General features: G+C 70.6%; 16 protein-coding genes and 1 tRNA gene. 7 read left to right on the top strand and 10 right to left on the bottom strand.

Annotation, left to right across the window (positions count from 1 at the left end; translation table 11 throughout):
* Positions 1-386 precede the first annotated feature (386 nt).
* Positions 387-1,577: a low temperature requirement protein A gene (locus tag OG371_RS28275; protein ID WP_329058260.1), complete on the bottom strand. Its 1,191-nt coding sequence runs from the start codon at positions 1,575-1,577 to the stop codon at positions 387-389.
* Between the two features lie 535 nt (positions 1,578-2,112).
* Complete coding sequence (locus OG371_RS28270) at positions 2,113-3,588, bottom strand: MFS transporter (RefSeq protein WP_329058258.1); 1,476 nt, start codon at positions 3,586-3,588, stop codon at positions 2,113-2,115.
* Between the two features lie 449 nt (positions 3,589-4,037).
* On the opposite strand from OG371_RS28270, the gene OG371_RS28265 reads away from it, so the two are divergent.
* The 4 genes from OG371_RS28265 (at position 4,038) to OG371_RS28250 (ending at position 8,790) form a co-directional block, all read left to right on the top strand.
* Positions 4,038-4,709 carry a FadR/GntR family transcriptional regulator gene (locus OG371_RS28265; protein ID WP_329058257.1) on the top strand — a complete coding sequence of 224 codons (672 nt, stop codon included), beginning with the start codon at positions 4,038-4,040 and terminating at the stop codon, positions 4,707-4,709.
* Positions 4,710-4,713: 4 nt separating this feature from the next.
* Positions 4,714-6,150: an amino acid permease gene (locus OG371_RS28260; RefSeq protein ID WP_329058255.1), complete on the top strand. Its 1,437-nt coding sequence runs from the start codon at positions 4,714-4,716 to the stop codon at positions 6,148-6,150.
* Positions 6,147-7,079, top strand: coding sequence for an asparaginase (locus tag OG371_RS28255; RefSeq protein ID WP_329058254.1), 933 nt, complete (start codon positions 6,147-6,149; stop codon positions 7,077-7,079). Before OG371_RS28260 ends, OG371_RS28255 begins: the two co-directional genes overlap by 4 nt.
* 85 nt (positions 7,080-7,164) lie before the next feature.
* Positions 7,165-8,790: a CocE/NonD family hydrolase gene (locus OG371_RS28250; RefSeq protein ID WP_329058253.1), complete on the top strand. Its 1,626-nt coding sequence runs from the start codon at positions 7,165-7,167 to the stop codon at positions 8,788-8,790.
* Here OG371_RS28250 and OG371_RS28245 read toward each other — a convergent pair.
* Together OG371_RS28245 and OG371_RS28240 are read right to left on the bottom strand one after the other, a co-directional pair.
* Positions 8,780-9,556 carry a metallophosphoesterase gene (locus OG371_RS28245; RefSeq protein ID WP_442875995.1) on the bottom strand — a complete coding sequence of 259 codons (777 nt, stop codon included), beginning with the start codon at positions 9,554-9,556 and terminating at the stop codon, positions 8,780-8,782. The genes OG371_RS28250 and OG371_RS28245 overlap by 11 nt on opposite strands.
* A complete protein-coding gene (locus tag OG371_RS28240) occupies positions 9,553-10,176 on the bottom strand; it encodes a GntR family transcriptional regulator (protein WP_329058251.1) in 624 nt (207 codons plus the stop codon). Before OG371_RS28240 ends, OG371_RS28245 begins: the two co-directional genes overlap by 4 nt.
* A 45-nt stretch (positions 10,177-10,221) precedes the next feature.
* On the opposite strand from OG371_RS28240, the gene OG371_RS28235 reads away from it, so the two are divergent.
* Positions 10,222-11,427, top strand: coding sequence for an aminotransferase class V-fold PLP-dependent enzyme (locus tag OG371_RS28235; protein WP_329058250.1), 1,206 nt, complete (start codon positions 10,222-10,224; stop codon positions 11,425-11,427).
* On the opposite strand, the gene OG371_RS28230 is transcribed toward OG371_RS28235, so the two are convergent.
* Positions 11,406-12,545 carry an acyl-CoA dehydrogenase family protein gene (locus OG371_RS28230; RefSeq protein WP_329058249.1) on the bottom strand — a complete coding sequence of 380 codons (1,140 nt, stop codon included), beginning with the start codon at positions 12,543-12,545 and terminating at the stop codon, positions 11,406-11,408. The genes OG371_RS28235 and OG371_RS28230 overlap by 22 nt on opposite strands.
* 35 nt (positions 12,546-12,580) lie before the next feature.
* On the bottom strand, positions 12,581-13,090 hold the full coding sequence (locus OG371_RS28225; protein ID WP_329058248.1) for a MarR family winged helix-turn-helix transcriptional regulator: 510 nt from the start codon (positions 13,088-13,090) through the stop codon (positions 12,581-12,583).
* 21 nt (positions 13,091-13,111) lie between these two features.
* On the opposite strand from OG371_RS28225, the gene OG371_RS28220 reads away from it, so the two are divergent.
* Positions 13,112-13,657, top strand: a complete 546-nt coding sequence (locus OG371_RS28220) for a carboxymuconolactone decarboxylase family protein (protein WP_329058246.1) — start codon at positions 13,112-13,114, stop codon at positions 13,655-13,657.
* A gap of 64 nt (positions 13,658-13,721) precedes the next feature.
* On the opposite strand, the gene OG371_RS28215 is transcribed toward OG371_RS28220, so the two are convergent.
* The 4 genes from OG371_RS28215 to OG371_RS28200 all read right to left on the bottom strand — a co-directional run bounded on the left by OG371_RS28215 (position 13,722) and on the right by OG371_RS28200 (position 16,048).
* Positions 13,722-14,609, bottom strand: coding sequence for a hypothetical protein (locus OG371_RS28215; RefSeq protein WP_329058245.1), 888 nt, complete (start codon positions 14,607-14,609; stop codon positions 13,722-13,724).
* 339 nt (positions 14,610-14,948) lie between these two features.
* Positions 14,949-15,023: transfer RNA gene (locus tag OG371_RS28210), tRNA-Val, on the bottom strand.
* A 55-nt stretch (positions 15,024-15,078) separates the two neighbouring features.
* Entirely contained in the window at positions 15,079-15,540 is a 462-nt protein-coding gene (locus tag OG371_RS28205) for a peroxiredoxin (RefSeq protein WP_329058244.1), read from the bottom strand.
* A gap of 73 nt (positions 15,541-15,613) precedes the next feature.
* Positions 15,614-16,048 carry a DUF3052 domain-containing protein gene (locus OG371_RS28200; protein WP_091628099.1) on the bottom strand — a complete coding sequence of 145 codons (435 nt, stop codon included), beginning with the start codon at positions 16,046-16,048 and terminating at the stop codon, positions 15,614-15,616.
* Between the two features lie 420 nt (positions 16,049-16,468).
* Here OG371_RS28200 and aceE point away from each other — a divergent pair, with 420 nt between their 5' ends.
* Positions 16,469-19,264, top strand: a complete 2,796-nt coding sequence (gene aceE / locus OG371_RS28195) for a pyruvate dehydrogenase (acetyl-transferring), homodimeric type (protein WP_329058243.1) — start codon at positions 16,469-16,471, stop codon at positions 19,262-19,264.
* Positions 19,265-19,355 lie beyond the last annotated feature (91 nt).

Here is a 19,355-nt window from a genome sequence, read left to right as displayed (position 1 = left end):
AGGAAACCCCGACGAGGGGGTTTCATATAAGCTCTACTGGCTTAGTTCACTAGCACACTGTTGAGTTCTCAAGCAACACACATCGGAGAAAACCGCTTCACGCGGCCTTTTCCGAGGCATTGTTTCAAGCCTTTTTTGTCCGAAGACACTGTATTCAGAAGACACACCATACACCCTGTGAAACTTGCGCTTCAGCGGGGGGTCCGGCTTGATCTCCTGCTTTGGAACCACCCACTCTACCACCTGAGGTGGGAGCTTGGTTCGTGGTCCCGGTGGCCGCCCGGTTTCCCTGGCGACTTGGAGAACTTTACATGCCCCGATCCGGCCCCGAACAGGGGGGTGCCCATTGATCGCGCCAGGGTCCTGACCTGCGTCGATAGCGCGGCTCAGGCGGGACGGGGCTCGCCGTGCGTCGCGATCACCGTGACGGCCACGAGCGCGGCGGCGAGCACCGCCGTCACGTGGATGGGTGCGGGGCCGAACGACGCGGCGAGCACGAGCACCGCCGCGGCCGGGAAGCCGATGGCGATCGGCCGGCACTCGTTGGTCGGCCCGATGTGCAGCAGCCAGACGCTCAGCAGGAACAGCGCGACGGGGACCGTCACGAACAGGGCCGTGACCGTGCCGCTCAGCGCGCTGTGGTGCGTGTCGAAGTCGACCGCCAGCTCGAGGCCGGCGCCGACCGCCGCGGCCGAGGCGAAGATCAGGTAGTGCCCGTAACCCCAGCTCATCGTGGTGAACTGGGACGGGCGGCCCACCAGCCGCGCGTGGCCCGGCTGGTCGAAGTACAGCCACCACATGGCGAACACCAGCACCAGGCCCGCCGCGGCGAGGCCCACGAGTTCGCCGATGTGCTCGCCCTCGGTCACGCTCTCCTGCACCGCGGTCGTCGCGCTGAGCACCGTCTCGCCGAGCACGATCAGGGTGAACAGGCCGTACCGCTCGGCGATGTGGTGCGGGTGCCACGGGGTCCCGGACCGGTACTCGGCCACCAGCGGGACGGCCAGCTCGCAGACCGCAAGCACACCGAAGACCACGTACTCCGACGTTCCCGACAGCGTGAGCCATGCGATCCACAGGACCTGGCAGATCGTGATGCCCGCGGCGTACCGCAGCGCCGTCGGCCGGCATTCGGGCACGGACCGCGCGGCGCGCAGCCACTGGGTGACCATCGCCAGGCGCATCAGCACGTAGCCGATCACCATGACGCGAAAGTCCCCGTCGAACGCCTTGGTCACCCCCGCGGCGACGGTCAGGCCGCCGGCGATCTGCACCAGGGTGGCCAGCCGGTACGGCACGTCGTCGGTGTCGAAGGCCGAGGCGAACCAGCTGAAGTTCAACCAGCCCCACCAGACCGCGAAGAAGACCAGCGCGAAACCGGCCACACCGTGGCCGACGTGGCCCTCGGCCAGATCGTGGTGCAGGTTCGCCGCGGCCTGGCCGACGGCGACCACGAAACACAGGTCGAAGAGCAGTTCGAGCGGGGTGGCCACGCGGTGGCGCTCCGCGCTGTCCCGCGGCCGCATCGGCCGGTGCCACACCCGGATCCGGTTGCCCGGCAACGATTCCTGGGTCATCAACGCTCCCCGCACTCACCTGCACGCAACGCCGTCATCCCAGCATGATCGAGGTCGGCAGGCGAGCGCGACGCTCTCAACCGGGTGAGATCCATCGGAAACGGAGTCGGTGACGGCACGAAAAGCGAGTGGCCCGGCCGAAAACGGAAGACGGGCGGGCCCGGATCCCCCTCCCCCGGGCCCGCCCAAATGCCTTCGCCGCACTCGTGGCCACCCAGGGCAGTGCTCCCGGCGGTCGCCGTACGGTCCCCCGCGGACGCCGACGATCCATTGCCTGGGAGGTGACCTGGAGTGTCCGTTCCACAGGAACGTCGGACTCCCGGCCGCCCGGCCGGTCGACCCATCCCCGGTCGACCGAACGAATTGCCACTGTAGGTAGCCAAAGTAGCGAGCTGAAGGCTCCATAAGGTCTACCCGGTTGCTCTGAGTAGCACCAGGGCCGGAAGTGGCCCATCACTCGGATGGAGCAGCAAGGATCGGCGGACAGTAGTTCACCGGTGGTGATTTGTGATCGTGATCAGTTCACGGCGCCGGTTCACCCACGCTGCACGTCAGCCGCCGCTTGGGCCGCGCGCTGAGCCTCGGTGAGCCCGGACCGGACCCGCCGCGCGCGCAGCTCGAGGATCGCGACCACCAGGGCGACGCAGGTCAGCGCCGCCGCGCAGCACATCGCGACGGACAAGGCCACCGGGTAGTGCCCGCCCGAGGCCACCACCACCGACTGGAACACCGACGCGAGCACCGCCGTGCCGATCGCGGTCCCGATCCGCTGGCCGGTCTGCAGCGCTCCCCCGGCGACGCCGGCCATGGTCGTGGGCACGCACTCCAGGGTCAGCGTGGTGTTCGGGGAGATCACCATGCCGCCGCCCACCCCGCCGACCAGCAGCGGCACGGCCACAGCGAGGCCGGCCGCGGACGGCGGCACCAGCTCCACCACGAGCGCGACCGTCAGCAGCCCGAACGCGACCAGGCTGAGCCCGGTGACGGTGAGCCGCCGTCCCCAGCGCGGCACGAGCCGGCCCGCGACCGCCGCGGCCACCGCCGAGCCGAGCGCGAACGGCGTGACCGACAGCCCGGACTGCAGCGGCGTGTAGCCCAGCCCCTGCTGGAAGAACAGCGCGAAAACCAGCCAGATCCCGGCGAACCCGCAGAAGTAGAGCGCCCCGACGGCGGCGCCGCTCGCGTAACCAGGGGTGGTGGTGAACAGGCGGGTGTCCAGCAGCGGCGACCGGCCGTTGCGCGCCCGCCGGTGCTCCCAGCGGACGAACGCCGCGCCGAACACCACCGCGACCGGGAACAACCACCAGAGCTTTTCGAGCCCGCCCTGCTCCGATTCGACGAGCGGCAGCAGGACCCCGAGCACCGCGGCCGCGAGCAGCAGCATGCCGACGAAGTCGATTTCCGTGCGCAGCCGCACCGCCCGCGGTTCCGACTTCGGCACCAGCCGCAGCGCCAGCGCGAACGCGACGACGCCGATGGGCACGTTCACGTAGAACACCCACCGCCAGCCGTTCGGATCGCCGAACACGGCCAGGATGACGCCGCCGAGCACCGGGCCCACAGCCGTCGAGATGCCGACCACCGCGCCGAACATGCCGAACGCGCGGCCGCGCTCGGCGCCGCGGAACAGGTCCTGGATCAGCCCGCTGTTCTGCGGTGTCAGCATGCCCGCCGCGACGCCCTGCGCGAGCCGCGCGATCACCAGCGTGGTCGGGTCCTGGGCCGCGCCGGCCAGCGCGCTGGTGGCGACGAACGCGGCCAGCACGATGAGGAACATCCGCCTGCGGCCCAGCGCGTCGCCGAGCCGCCCGCCGGCCACCAGCACCAGGCCGAACGACAGCGCGTACCCCGAGACCACCCACTGGATCACGCCGCTGCCGGTGTTCAGGTCCCGCTCGATCGACGGCAGCGCGGTGTTGACGATGCTGACGTCGAGCAGGCTCATGAACCCGGCCGTCAGCGTGACGGCGAGGGCGCGCCAGCGCTTCGGATCGGGCTGGTAGTCGGACATCAGGCGCCGAAGGGGATTCCGTGACGGCCACGGTGCTCGGCAGGGACGGGCAGGTTGGCGATGGAATCGTTTGACACCAGCGAAAAACCTCCCCTGAAGCAGACGGCTTCCCGGTCCCGGCAACGGCGCGGCCCTGGATCTTCAGCCTAGCCCGCCCTGCTCTTCGAGGCTCGGTGGCGATCTCCGCGGCGTCCGTCAAGGCCTCCTTACCCGCGTCCGACGCAGGCAAGGAGGCCTTGACGGACTTTGACCCAACGCAAGTGGCAGCTCAGGGCGTGAAACCGGCCACAACATCCGGTGATTTCCCCAGTCCACCTGTGGTCCGCGTGCCACCGACCCGGCCCACATCCGCCATCACTTGACATCAGTTCGGCCGATCTTCACGATCTCGTTCCATGAACCTGTCCGACAACCAGACAGCCGGACAAGGCCCCCGTCGCGTCAGTGCCATGGAGGCCGTGCTGGCCTACCTGCGGCGCGCGATCGAGCGTGGGGACTACGCGGTCGGCGACAAGCTGCCGTCCGAAGCGGCGCTCAGCCGGGAGTTCGAGGTCAGCCGGTCGGTGATTCGCGAGGCGCTGCGCGGGTTGCAGGCGCTCGGGCTCACCGTCTCCCGCACCGGCAAGGGCACGTTCGTCACGGCCACCGGGCCGGCCGAGAACCCGACCTTCGGCAACTACTCCGCGCGCGACCTGTTCGAGGTGCGCCGCCACGTCGAGATCCCCGTCGCCGGGTATGCCGCGCTCCGGCGCACGCCCGACCACCTCGACCTGCTCGGGCACCTGGTCGAGCGCATGGACGCCGAGACCGACAACACGGCCTGGGTCGCGCTCGACTCGCTCTTCCACATCAGCATCGCCCAGGCCTCGGACAACCCCGTGTTCGCCAAGGTGATCGAGGAGATCCGCGACGCGCTGGCCCGCCAGTCGGCGTTCCTCAACCAGCTCGGCGACCGGCGGGCCGAGTCCAACGTCGAGCACCGGCGGATCGTCACGGCGATCGCCGAGGGCTCCGAAACCGACGCCGTGGCCGCGATGACCGCGCACCTCGAGCACGTCGAGAAGACCTTGACCACCATCGTGCGGCCGGTCCGCGCGCCGGAGCAGAACGGGAACGACTGACACCGTGAGCGAACAGACCCTGCAGCCCACCGAGGGCGGAAGCGGGCACCGAGACGCGGGCGACGCGGGCTACAACAAGGCCCTGAAGTCCCGGCACATCAACATGATCGCCATCGGCGGCGCGATCGGGACCGGCCTGTTCCTCGGCGCGGGCGGGCGGCTGGCGCAGGCCGGCCCGGCGCTGGCCATCGTCTACGCCGTGTGCGGGCTGTTCGCGTTTTTCGTGGTGCGCGCGCTCGGCGAGCTGATCCTGCACCGGCCCTCCTCGGGCGCGTTCGTCTCGTACGCGCGGGAGTTCATGGGCGAAAAGGGCGCGTACGTCGCCGGCTGGATGCACTTCCTGAACTGGTCGACCACCGGCATCGCGGACATCACCGCAATCGCGCTGTACGCGCACTTCTGGTCGTTTTTCACGCCCGTGCCGCAGTGGGTGCTGGCGCTGATCGCGCTCGCCGTGGTGCTGACGCTGAACCTGGTCTCGGTGAGGCTGTTCGGCGAGATGGAGTTCTGGTTCGCCATCGTCAAGGTGGCCGCGCTGGTGCTCTTCATGGTCATCGGCATCGTGCTACTGGTGACCCAGCACCCGGTCGACGGCCTCGCGCCCGGCCCCCAGCTGATCGCCTCCCACGGCGGGATCTTCCCGGCCGGCGTGCTGCCGATGGTCCTGATCGTGCAGGGCGTGGTGTTCGCGTACGCCTCGGTCGAGCTGGTCGGCGTCGCGGCGGGCGAGACGGAGAACCCGCGGAAGATCATGCCCAAGGCGATCAACTCGATCATGTGGCGGATCCTGGTGTTCTACGTCGGCTCGGTGGTGCTGCTGGCGATGCTGATGCCGTGGAGCTCCTACTCCGCCGATCAGAGCCCGTTCGTCACGGTGCTCTCGCACCTCGGCGTGCCGGCGGCGGACAGCGTGATGAACCTGGTGGTGCTGACCGCGGCGATGTCGAGCCTGAACTCCGGGCTGTACTCGACCGGCCGCATCCTGCGCTCGATGTCGATGGCCGGCTCGGCACCGAAGTTCACCGGCGTGATGAACCGCAACCAGGTGCCCTACGGCGGCATCCTGCTCACCGCGTCGGTCTGCGTGCTCGGCGTGGCGCTGAACTACCTGGTGCCGAAGGACGCGTTCGAGATCGTGCTGAACTTCGCCGCGATCGGCATCCTCGGCACCTGGGCCATCATCGTGCTCAGCCACCTGCTGTTCGTCCGGAAGGCCAAGCGCGGCGAGGTGACGCGGCCGTCGTACCGGCTGCCCTTCTCGCCGTACACCGAGATCGTGACGCTGCTGTTCCTGGTGGTCGTGGTGGTGCTGATGGGCTTCGACCACACCGGGCGGATCACGCTGCTGGCGCTGCCGGTGATCGCCGCCGCGCTGGTCGCCGGCTGGTTCTGCGTGCGCAAGCGGATCGACATGAGCGCGTTCGAAAAGGCCGAGTCGTGACGCCCGCGCACGTGCCGCTGGTCCACCTGCTGCGCGACGGCATGGTCGAGGGCGTCCACCACGGCTCCGTGGTGGCGCTCGCGCCGGATGGCTCGACGTTGTTCGAGGCGGGCGACCCGGATTCCCCGATGTACCCGCGCTCCACCGCGAAACCGCTGCAGGCCGTCGCGATGGCACGGCTCGGGCTGCGGCTCGACGCGGCCGGTTTCGCGATCGCCTCGGCCAGCCACTCCGGCGAGGCCCGGCACCTGCAGGCCGCGGCCGCCGTGCTGGCCGGGCACGGCATCTCGCCGGACGAGCTGCGCAACCCCGAGGACTACCCGTTCGACCCCGTCGAGCGTGACGCCTGGGTCGCCGACGGCCGCAAGCCGAGCCGGCTGGCGCACAACTGCTCCGGCAAGCACGCCGCGATGCTGGCCACCTGCCGGGAGAACGGCTGGCCCGCCGACGGGTACCTCGGCCCGGGCCACCCCCTGCAGCAGGCGATCCGCGCGACGATCGAGGAATTGACCGGACAGCCGGTGTCGCGTGTAGCCGTCGACGGTTGCGGCGCGCCACTGTTCGCGCTCTCGCTGCGAGGCCTCGCGAAGGCCGCGTCGCAGATCGCGACCGCCACCCCGGGAACGCCAGACTTCCTTGTTGCCCAAGGAATCCGGCAGCACCCCGACCTCGTGGCCGGTTCCCGTCGTGACGTCACGGCGCTGATGCGCGCCGTGCCGGGTCTGATCGCGAAGGACGGCTTCGAGGCGGTGCAGCTGGCCGCGCTGCCGGACGGTACGGCCGTCGCGCTGAAGATCGCCGACGGCGGGGATCGCGCCCGGCCGCCGGTGCTCGCCGCCGCGCTCGCGCGGTGCGGGGTGGACGCGGAGCTGCTCCAACCGCTCACCAGCGACGTCCTGCGAGTCACCGAACACCTGCGCGCGGCCTGATTCCCCCGGACGTGAACGACCGCTCCGGATCGCCCGGAACCGGGTAGCTTCGCAGTTGAGCCACGCCGCGTGAAAGGGGACCTCTGTGCTGAACCGTCTCGTCGACCGGCTGCTGGGCCTGCCGAAGGCCGAGGGCCCGGCGCCGGTGGTCACGAAGGACCTGCGGGTGCCGATGTCCGACGGCGTCCACCTGCTGACCGACCGCTACGCCCCGGCCGGCACGCACTCCGCGCCGGTGGTGCTGATCCGCACCCCATACGGCCGCAGCGGCATGCTGTCGAAGCTGTTCGGCGACACGTTCGCGCGCCACGGGCTGCAGACGGTCATCCAGAGCACCCGCGGCAGCTTCGGCTCGGAGGGCGAGTTCCGGCCGTTCCACCTCGAACGCGAGGACGGCATTGCGACCGCCGAGTGGCTGCGCGCGCAGCCGTGGTGCGACGGGCGGCTGGCCATGGCGGGCGCGAGCTACCTCGGGCACACGCAGTGGGCGGTCGGGCCGTACCTCGACCCGCCGCTCGAGGCGATGTGCCTCGGCATCACGGCCTCGCAGTTCATCACCAACTTCTACCCGGGCGGGGTGCTCGCGGCGGACGACATGGTGTCGTGGTCCTCGATGATCGGGCGGCAGGAGCAGCGGTTCGCCGCGCTGCCGAACCCGTTCCAGACGCGCAAGACGCGCGCGGCCATGGCGCACCTGCCGGTGAGCGCGGCCGACGTCGCCGCCATCGGCAAGCCGGTGCTGTTCCTCAAGGACGTCACCGAGCACGCTGAGCCCGGCGACGGTTACTGGGCCATGTCCGACCACAGCGCAGAGGTCGCGGGCCTGACGGTGCCGGTGACCATGGTGAGCGGCTGGTACGACCTGTTCGTCCGCGCGCAGTTGCAGGACTTCGTCACGCTGCAGGAGGCCGGGCGCGCGCCGCGGATCACCATCGGCCCGTGGTCGCACGGCGAGCCGGCCAGCCTGCGCGTGATGATCCAGGACCAGCTCGGCTTCCTGCGCGCGCACCTGGCCGACGACCGCACCCAGCTGCAGCGCTCCCCCGTGCGGATCTACCTGCAGCAGGCCTCGACCTGGCTCGACTTCGAGCAGTGGCCGCCCGCGTCGACGGCCACGCCCTCGCACCTGCGCCCGGTCGGCGGGCTGGGCGAGGCCTTCGACGGCGAAGCCCGGCCGACGCCGTTCACCTACGACCCGGCGGACCCGACGCCCGCCGTCGGCGGCCCGCTGCTCTCCGGCGACAACAAGCAGCAGGACAACAAGGACGTCGAGGCGCGCGACGACGTGCTGGTGTTCACCGGTGAGCCGCTGGTGCACGACCTCGACGTGATCGGCGACGTGAGCGCCACCGTGTTCGTGCGCACCGAGCTCGGCCACGCGGACGTGTACGTGCGGGTCTGCGACGTCGACCAGGGCGGGCTGTCCCGCAACGTCACCGAAGGCATCCTGCGGCTTCGGCCAGGCCAGCCGGAAGCCGACGCCGACGGCGTGGTGACGGCCGAGGTCCCGCTGGACCCGACGGCCTACCGCTTCCGCCGCGGGCACCGGCTGCGCGTGCAGGTCGCGGGCGGCGCGTTCCCGCGCTTCGCCCGCAACCACGGCACCGGCGAACCGGTGGCCGCCGCCGTCGGCGGCAAGCCGAACCGGTTCGAGGTGTTCCACGACGCGGCGCACCCGTCGCGGATCACGCTGCCCGTGTTCACCCCGTGAACGGCACCACCCGCTGGTGACTGGTGAGCCGGCCGTCGTCGTGCAGCACGTGCAGCAGCAGTGACGGCGGCCGCTCGAATTCAAGCGGGCCGCCCTCGTCCCAGCCGCGGTCGGCGCCGGGCTCGACCGGCAGCAGCGAGCCGGACACGACACCGGGCGCGATCCGCACGGGCAGTCCCGCGAACGTCGTGCCCGCGCCGGTGTGGACGTGGCCGCAGAGCAGCCCGGCGATGCCCGGGTGCCGCCGGACGACCTCGGCCAGCCGGTCCTCGCCGGTCTGGCGGATGGCGTCCACGAGCGGGACGCCGACCTCCACCGGCGGGTGGTGGAACGCGACCAGCGACGGTCCATTGTGGCCGGTGAGCACCTCGTCGAGCCAGGCCAGCGTCTCGTCGGCGAGGTAGCCGGCGCCCCGGCCGGGGATAGTCGAGTCGCACATCGCGACCAGGACTCCCCCGACGTCCGCGGCCACGTTCACCGGCCCGTCGCCCGGCGGCAGCTCCAGCAGGATCTCGCGGAACGGCGCGCGGACGTCGTGGTTACCCGGGCAGACGAGCACCGGCGCGGGGTTCTTGAGCAGTTCGGCGGCCCGGCGGTACTCCTCGGGCAGGCCGTGGTCGGCGATGTCGCCGGTGACGAGCACGGCGTCCACCGGCCGCGCGAGGTTCCCCAGGTAGTCCAGCACCGCCGCCGCGCGGGCGTCGGCGCGCTCGCCGCCGTCCAGGTGAATGTCGGACAGGTGCGCGAAGATCTTGATGTGGATCATCCCCTTTCGATGTAGGCCAATGCTTTGACCCAGTTGCGGACCAGCAGCGCCGAGGCGCCGGGCAGGTCGCCTTCACGGAGTGCGGCCGCGATCCCCCGGTGCTCCTCGATGCTCTCGGCCGCGCGTTCCGTGCCGCCGAAGTACACCGACTCGTAACGTTTGAGCAGCGGCTTGGTCTGGTCGATCAGCCGCATCAGGTGCGGGTTTCCGCAGCGGGACAACAACAACGCGTGCCAGCGATCGTCCACAGCGGACAGATCGGGCCCGGCGGGCAGCGCCGCCATCTCCCCGGCCAGCCGGTCCAGCCGGTCCGGCAGCGAGGACAGGTCGAGCGGCGAGGTCCAGCGCAGGGCGAGCGACTCCAGCTCGGCCACGAGCGGGTACAGCCGCCGGGCCTCCTCCGGGTCGAGCGGCGCGACGAGGAATCCGCGGCCCGGCGCGGCGATCAGCAGCCCGCGGTCGGCCAGCCCGATCAGCGCCTCGCGCAACGGCGTCCGGCTGACCCCGAGCTCGCGCGCCAGGTGCACCTCGTTGATCCGGGCGTCGGCGACCAGGCGGCCGTCGAGCACCCGCGTGGTGATCTCCTCGATCAGGTCGCCACGCAGGAGTCGCTGGGTCATGACAGCAGTATTGCATGCAGAAGGTCAGTACTGTATTCAGTTGGCATGGCCAGTTTCCAGCCCGCCGACGTCGCCCGTGCCCGCGCCGAAACGCCCGGCTGCTCCGGTGCCGCCCACTTCAACAACGCCGGATCCGCGCTCCCGCCCGCGCGGGTCACCGACACGATGGTCGACTACCTGCGCCACGAAGCGCTGGTCGGCGGCTACGAGGCTGCCGCCGAGGCCGCCGAGCGCACCGAGGCGGTCTACGCGTCGGTCGCGCGGCTGCTCAACGCGGGCGTCGACGACATCGCGCTGACGGACAACGCGACCCGCTCGTGGCAGGCGGTGTTCTACGCGCTGCCGTTCAAGGCCGGCGACCGGATCCTGACCTCGCGCGCCGAGTACGCGAGCAACGCGATCGCCTTCCTGCAGGTCGCGCGCCGCACCGGCGCCCGCGTGGAGGTGGTGGCCGACGACGACGCCGGCCAGCTCGACGTCGACGACCTGCGCGCCCGGATCGACGACGACGTGAAGCTCGTCGCCGTCAGCCACGTGCCGACGCAGGGCGGGCTGGTGAACCCGGCCGAGGCGATCGGCGCGGTGACCTCCGCCGCGGGCATCCCGTACCTGCTCGACGCGTGCCAGTCGGCCGGGCAGATCGACCTCGACGTCACCCGCATCCGGTGCGACGCGCTGAGCGCCACCGGCCGCAAGTACCTGCGCGGGCCCCGTGGCACCGGATTCCTCTACGTGCACCCACGACTGCGCGACCGGCTGGAGCCGGCGATGCTCGACCTGTACTCCGCCAGCTGGGAGTCGCCGACGGAGTACGTGGTGCACCCGACGGCCAAGCGGTTCGAGGTCTGGGAACGCGACTTCGCCGCTGTGCTCGGCCTCGGCGCGGCTGTCGACTACGCGCTGGAGTGGGGGCTGCCGGCGATCGAAGACCGGGTCGCCGCGTTGGCCGCCACGATCCGGTCACGCTTCGGCGAAATCCCCGGAGTGCAGATCCACGACGTCGGGGCGCGGCGGTGCGGGCTGGTTTCGTTCAGCCTGGCCGGGCTGCCCGCCGAGCAGGTCAAGGCCCGGCTGACGGCGGCGAAGATCAACACCAGCGTCACCCACGCGGTGTCCGCGCAGTACGACTTCACCGCCCGCGGCCTGCCCGACCTGGTCCGCGCGTCGGCGCACTACTACAACACCGACGACGAGATCGACCTGCTGGTGCACGAGGTCAACCGGCTGGCTCAGGACTCCCGCAGCAGCTGACGGGCGATGACCAGCTTCTGGATTTCGCTGGTGCCCTCGTAGATCCGGAACAGCCGCGCGTCGCGGTAGATCCGCTCGACCGTGACGCCGCGCAGGTAACCGGCGCCGCCGTGCACCTGCACCGCCCGGTCGGCCACGCGGCCGAGCATCTCCGTGCAGAACAGCTTCGCCGAGGACGGGCCGAGCTTGCGGTCCTCGCCCGAGTCGTACGCCGCGGCGGCCTCGTGCACCATCGCGCGCCCGGCGGCGAGCTCGGCGTGCGATTCGGCCAGCAGCGCCTGCACCAGCTGGTATTCGCCGATCGGCCGGCCACCCTGACGCGCGGTGCGGGCGTACGCGACCGCCTCGCCCAGCGCGCGCTCCGCCATGCCGACGCACAACGCGGCGATGTGCAGCCGGCCGCGGGCCAGTGACGCCATCGCGATCCGGTAGCCCTGGCCCTCCTCGCCGACGAGCGCGGACACCGGCACCTCGACGTCGTCGAAGAACACCTCGGCGGTCCACGCGCCGGCCTGGCCCATCTTCTTGTCGTGCGGCCCGACGGTGACGCCCTTCGAACCGGCGGGCACGAGCAGCGCGGAGATCCCGCCGCGGCCGGTGCTGCCCGGCTCGGTGCGGGCGAACACCACGAACAGCTCGGCGAGCGGCGCGTTGGTGATGAAGCGCTTGACGCCGTTGAGCCGGAAGATCTCGCCGTCCCGCACGGCCCGGCTGGTCAGCCCGCTCGGGTCCGAGCCCGCCTCGGCCTCGGTCAGCGCGAACGACGCGATCGCCTGCCCGGCGGCCAGCCGCGGCAGCCAGCGGGTGCGCTGGTCCGGCGTGCCGTAGGCGACGATCGCCTGGCCCGCGATGCCGTTGTTGGTGCCGAACAGCGAGCGGAACGCCGGGGTCGTGTAACCCAGCTCGATCGCGAGCCGGACGTCCTCGGCCATGCCGAGGCCCAGCCCGCCGTACTCCTCCGGCAGCGCCCAGCCGAACAGGCCGAGCCCGGCGGCCTTCTCCCGGATCCCGGCGGGGATCTCGTCCCGCTCGTCGATCTCGGCCTCGCTGGGCACGACCTCCTTGCGCACGAACTCGCGCACTGCGGCCAGCACCTGTCCGAAATCTTCGGCGTCCACTCGTACCTCCACGTCGTCCTTGGGCTTGACGCTACTCAGCCGAACCAGCCGGCGACGTCCACCCGGAACCCGTCGGCGGGCACCACGACTCGCAAGTCGGCCTCGATCGCGCGGACCCGCTCGACGCCGAGCGTGCGGACCCACTCCGCGCGCAATTCCTCGAAGATCACCGCGGACCGGCGAAGCGAGTCGATCCCCCGCGGCGTCAGGCGGACGAGCTTGCGCCGCGCGTCGGCCGGGTCGTCGGCGCGCTCGGCGTACCCGAGCTGGGCCAGGCGGTCGACGGTCTTGCCCGCGGCCTGTTTGGAGACCCCGAGGCGCCGCCCGAGCTCCGACGCCGTGGCCCCGTTCAGCCCGATGGCCTGCATGGCGAAGCCGTACGCGGGGCGGACGTCGGGGTGGCCCTGGCGCGCGAGCTCGGCGTGCAGGCGGTCGACGATCGTGCGGAAACCGCCGAACAGCAACAGCGGCAGCTCGAAGCCGGGAGCATCCCGCTTGCCATATTCGACAACCTGGTTTACGTTTTGGTCAACCACGTTGTCCATCTTACGAGCAGGGAGCCCTTCGTGCATTTCCCCACCCACACCGTCGACACCGCCCCGCCTTCCTCGCGCCGCTCCCTGACGGCGACCGCCGCCCAATTCGGCGACGTACCCGCCGCCGTCGCCCGCCTCGCGACGTCACCGGAGCTGTTGAATGGCTTCCTGAAGCTCAGCGCGCTCTTCGAGACGACCACGCTGGCACCGCTGGCGCGCGAGACACTGATCCTCACCATCGCGACCCGCAACGAGTGTCACTTCTGCGTGGCGATGCACACCGCGAAGCTGCTGAAGCTGGGCGCGCCGGCCGAAGTGGTGTCGGCGCTGCGCTCGTCCTCCGCGCTGCCGTCACCTGAATTGGAGGCCCTGCGCACCTTCGTCCTGAAGGTGCTCGAGACGACGGGCGACGTGCCGCCGGCGGACCTGGACGCGTTCCTCGCGGCGGGTTACACCCCGCAGCAGGCGCTGGAAGTGGTGCTCGGCATCGGCACTTACACGATGTCGACGTTCGCGAACCGCCTCGTGGCCGCCCCGCTGCACCCGAGCCTGGCCGAGCACGCCTGGAGCGCGTGACCGAGCCTGACTTGGCCTGACCGGACTGCGGGGGTGGCGAGACCCGCCACCCCCGCGGCGTTCGTCAGGCCTTCTTCAACGTCACGACCGTCGTGTTGTCGACCGAGACATTGGTGTTGTAGACCGGGTCGAGCGCGGTCGCCTGGGTGACCACCTCCGCCTGGCCCTTCTGGTACGGCGTGGTCCCGGCGGGATCGACGGACACCTGCCATGGCACCGGCGCGCCCGGCGTGCACTTGACCTGGACCGAGTAAGTGCCGCGGATGATCACGTTGTGCTTGACCTGGGTGACCGAGCCGTTGAGCGTCACGGTGGCGGGCGCGGTGCACTCGACCGAGCCGTTCAGCCCGGCCTTGCCGTTGAGCGTGCTCGCGGTTCCGTCGGTGGCCACCTTGAGCCCGATGCCCAGCTCCGCAGGCGGGGCCGGGTTGGCGAGGTGGATCTCGCCGCGAGCGGCCGTCGCGCCGTTCTCGCAGTGCTGCTCGAACGTCGCGTCGAGGTTCTGCACGTAGCCGTGCGGGCCGAACAGGACGTTCTGCACCACGAACGAGTCGGTGCTCTGGTTGCAGCCGCGGCCGTTGCCGCTCAGGTCCAGACCCGGCTGCTGGGGCGCCTGGAACGGATAGCGGTGCGCGTCGGTGTACGTGCCGGCCGCCAGGGTCTGCCCCTGGGGCGCGGCGAGATCGAGGCTCCACCAGTCGCCGTTGGCGCCGGTGAGGCCCACGGAGATGTGGTGGCCGGCCTCGTCGGCGGTCACCGAGAGCCGGTCGTTCGCCGCGATGGAGTAGGCGTACGTGCCGCCGCCGGTGATGTAGTCACCCGCGTCGCCACTGAACGCGAGCGTCCCGGTCGCGACGCCCTGCGCCCCCGCCGGCGCCGCGACGGCCAATGCGGCCGCCGCCGAAAACACGACGAGCGCCGCCGCTCTCTGGGCAATCTTGCGAATCTGCACGAACTTCCCCCTGGTCCGAGTGCGAAACCTGCCGATCACTTTTCGGCGGCTCCGCCCCTTCCGTTAGCAGGCAAACGGGTGACGCCGGCGCCATGAAAAGGGGCTTCCGAACCGGTAGCGAAGATCACCCGTTCGGCCCAAGGCAAGGATGTATCTCGCGACCCCCGGCCGGTCTCCTGAACGGTGCTACCCGCGACGCGCTGCGCGGTGGCCGGGCCTGTCGAGGGGGCAGACCCGGCGCCGGCAGACCAGGCGTCAGCAGCACGAAGGCCTCCACCCGGCGACGGCCGGGATGGAGGCCTTCTTCTGCTTACGGGGACTGCGTGGAATGGCCGGCTGTGGTGGGCGCAGCAGGGTTCGAACCTGCGACCGCTCGGGTGTAAACCGAGTGCTCTTCCGCTGAGCTATGCGCCCCGTGGCGACACCCGCGCCCGCGCGGAGCAGGGCACGGGCGTCGCCGGGAAGATCGTCAGGCCAGTTCGGCCACGGCCTTCTTCCAGGCCTGCTGGTCGCGGGCCTCGCCGGGCTGGTTGACCTCCGCGAAGCGCACCACACCGTCGGTGTCGATCAGGAAGGTGCCGCGCAGCGCGAGGCCGGCCTTGTCGTTGAAGACGCCGTAGGACTGAGCCACCTCGCCGTGCGGCCAGAAGTCCGACAGCAGCGGGAACTGGTAGTTCTCCTGCTCGGCCCAGACCTTCAGCGAGAAGACCGCGTCGCAGGAGATGCCGAGCACCTGGACACCCTTGGTGTCGTAGTCCGAGAACTCGTCCCGGAGCTGGCACAGCTCCCCGGTGCAGACCCCGCTGAACGCGAACGGGAAGAACACCAGCAGCACCGGCTTTTCGCCCTTGAAGGACGAGAGCTGGACGGGCTGCTTGTTGTAGTCGTTGAGCGTGAAGTCAGGGGCTGGTGAGCCGACCTCGACGGCCATGCGGCGATTCCTCTCCAGAGCGGACACGGGCCTGCGCCGACAACCCTATCGTGTCAGCGGCGCAGGCCCGGGCTCAGCGCTGTTTGGCCTTCGAGGACTTCGGCGACACCAGCCTCGTGCCGACCCAGTCGGCGCTCACACTGATGTTGGCGGTCTGCGCCAGGCCGACTTGCGGCACGGCTTCGGCGATCTCGCTCGGCTCGACGTGCCCTGGCTGACCCGTCTTCGGGGTCAGCACCCAGATCACGCCGTTCTCGTCCAGCGGGGTCCTGACCTCGATGAGGGTGTCACCCAGGTCGCCGTCGTCTTCGCGCCACCAGAGCAGCACGACCTCGACGACGTCGTCGGCGTCCTCGTCCAGGAGCTCACCACCGATCTCCTCTTCGATGGCGGCGCGAACGTCTTCGTCGACGTCCTCGTCCCAGCCGATCTCCTGGACCACCATGTCCGGCTTGATGCCAAGCCTCTCGGCGACGCTGGCACTGCCGGCGTCTCCCGCGGCGACCACTGCTTCCACTCCTCCAACTACGACGGAGCGTGGCGTTCGTTCAGCCCTTCGGACCGGGACGGACCGCCACACTCGGGGTACACGGTTGTCATAGCGAACACTGGCGCGGCGCTGCGCGCAACCGTCCACACCGGATCTTTGACAACTCGTGTCGCAGCGTAGGGGCCCCCGGCGCCGTTGCGCGACCCCGGGACGGGTGTCCGCGACCAGTGTCCCACGACCGCTCCGGGGAGTCCCGGAAACCTCTCCCCTAGGCTGGAGGAGAAAAACGCGCGCGCGTTACACCGCACGCGGGGAGTGGCGCAGCCGGGGCGTCCCTTGTTACCGCTCAGTAGCGGCGACAGGAGACGGACCGGGGGCGACGATGGGTATGAGGCGAACACTCCCGCCCGAGAGCACAACCAGCTACAAGGAGACCCCTTGGCCCCGCAGAACGACGGCGCCTCCGGCAAGGAGACCCCGGCACGCGTACGCGTCATCCGTGACGGACTGGCGGCGCACCTGCCCGACATCGACACCGACGAGACGGCCGAGTGGCTGGACTCCTTCGACGAGGCGCTGGCCAGGGGTGGCCACCAGCGGGCGCGGTACCTGATGCTGCGCCTCCTGGAGCGCGCGCGGGAGCGCAACGTCGGCGTCCCCGCCCTGACCTCCACGGACTACGTCAACACGATCCCCACGGAGAACGAGCCGTGGTTCCCCGGCGACGAGGAGCTCGAGCGCCGTTACCGGGCGTACATCCGGTGGAACGCGGCGATCATGGTGCACCGCGCGCAGCGCCCGGGCGTCGGCGTCGGCGGGCACATCTCGACGTACGCCTCGTCCGCCGCGCTGTACGAAGTGGGCTTCAACCACTTCTTCCGCGGCAAGGACCACTCCGGCGGCGGCGACCAGATCTACATCCAGGGCCACGCGTCGCCGGGCATCTACGCCCGCGCCTTCCTGGAGGGCCGGCTGACCGAGCAGCAGCTCGACGGCTTCCGCCAGGAGTACTCGCACGCCGGTGAGGGCGGCGGCCTGCCGTCGTACCCGCACCCGCGGCTGATGCCGGAGTTCTGGGAGAACCCGACGGTGTCCATGGGCCTCGGCCCGATGAACGCCATCTACCAGGCCCGGTTCAACCGCTACCTGCGCGACCGCGGCATCAAGGACACCAGCGACCAGCACGTCTGGGCGTTCCTCGGCGACGGCGAGATGGACGAGCCGGAATCGCGCGGCCTGATCCACGTGGCCGCCGGCGAGGGCCTGGACAACCTGACCTTCGTGATCAACTGCAACCTGCAGCGGCTCGACGGCCCGGTGCGCGGCAACGGCAAGATCATCCAGGAGCTCGAGTCGTACTTCCGCGGCGCGGGCTGGAACGTGATCAAGGTCATCTGGGGCCGCGAGTGGGACTCGCTGCTCTCGGCCGACCGCGACGGCGCGCTGGTCAACCTGATGAACACCACGCCGGACGGCGACTTCCAGACCTACAAGGCCAACGACGGCGCGTTCGTCCGCGAGCACTTCTTCGGCCGCGACCCGCGGACGAAGGACCTGGTCAAGGACCTCACCGACGCCGACGTCTGGAACCTCAAGCGCGGCGGCCACGACTACCGCAAGGTGTACGCGGCGTACAAGGCGGCCATGGAGCACCACGGCCAGCCGACGGTGATCCTGGCCCACACCATCAAGGGCTACGGCCTCGGCCCGTCGTTCGAGGGCCGCAACGCCACGCACCAGATGAAGAAGCTCACGCTCGACGACCTCAAGCTGTTCCGCGACTCGCAGCGGATCCCGATCAGCGACGAGGAGCTGGAGCGCGACCCGAAGCTGCCGCCGTACTACCACCCGGGCGCGAACTCGCCGGAGATCGAGTACCTGGTCGGCCGCCGCAAGACGCTCGGCGGCTTCCTGCCGGAGCGCCGGCCGAAGTCCGCCAAGGCGCTCGTGCTGCCCGGCGACAAGGTCTACGAGGGCGTGCGCAAGGGCTCGGGCAAGCAGGAGGTCGCCACCACGATGGCGTTCGTCCGGCTGGTGCGCGAGTTGGCGAAGGACTCGGAGATCGGCAAGCGGATCGTGCCGATCATCCCGGACGAGGCCCGCACGTTCGGCCTCGACTCGATGTTCCCGACGGCCAAGATCTACAACCCGCACGGCCAGACGTACACCTCGGTCGACGCGAGCCTGATGCTGGCGTACAAGGAGTCCGAAAAGGGCGTCATCCTGCACGAGGGCATCAACGAGGCCGGCTCGACCGCGTCGTTCACCGCGGTGGGCACCTCGTACGCCACGCACGGCGAGCCGATGATCCCGATCTACATCTTCTATTCGATGTTCGGGTTCCAGCGCACCGGCGACGGCCTGTACGCGGCGGCGGACCAGATGGCCCGCGGCTTCGTGCTCGGCGCCACCGCGGGCCGCACCACGCTGACCGGTGAGGGCCTGCAGCACGCCGACGGGCACTCGCTGCTGCTGGCGGCGACCAACCCGGCGGTGGTGGCGTACGACGCGGCCTACTCGTACGAGATCGCGCACATCGTCAAGGACGGCCTGCGCCGGATGTACGGCGAGACGGGCCCGGACGGCAACGGCGAGAACGTCTTCTACTACATGACGATCTACAACGAGCCGTACCAGCAGCCCGCCGAGCCCGAGGGCCTCGACGTGGACGGCCTGCTCAAGGGCCTCTACAAGTACGCCGACGCCCCGGCGGGCGACGGCCCGGAGGCGCAGATCCTGGTCTCCGGCGTCACGATGCCGGACGCGCTCAAGGCGCAGCAGATGCTGGCCGAGGAGTGGGGCGTGCGGGCGGCCGTGTGGTCGGCGACGTCGTGGACCGAGCTGCGCCGCGAGGCCGTGGCGATCGACCACGACAACCTGCTGTACCCGGGCGACACCCCGCGCGTGCCGTACGTGACCGAGGCGCTCTCGGGCGTGCGCGGCCCGATCGTGGCGGTGTCGGACTGGATGCGCGCGGTGCCGGACCTGATCCGCCCGTGGGTGCCCACCGACATGCTCACGCTCGGCACGGACGGGTTCGGCTTCTCCGACACCCGCCCGGCGGCGCGGCGCAAGTTCCTGGTCGACGCCGAGTCGATCGTGGTCGGCGCGCTGACCGCGCTGGCCAAGCGCGGCGAGGTCGCGCAGGACAAGGTGGTCGAGGCGGCGCGCAAGTACCGCATCGACGACGTGTCCGCCGCGGGCCCGCAGACCTCGGACTCGGGCAACGCGTAAGCAGGCGTAGCCGCAAGGGCCCTCCGGGACGCACCATGTCCCGGAGGGCCCTTCGCGTGGGGCCTGATGCTTTTGCGCCACCCCGGCCTCT

Origin of the sequence: Amycolatopsis sp. NBC_01480, assembly GCF_036227205.1 — a bacterium.
In the GTDB taxonomy this organism is placed as follows: Bacteria; Actinomycetota; Actinomycetes; order Mycobacteriales; family Pseudonocardiaceae; genus Amycolatopsis.
The sequence above is the reverse complement of the archived record's forward strand: the minus strand, read 5'-3'. Positions and strand labels throughout refer to the sequence as shown.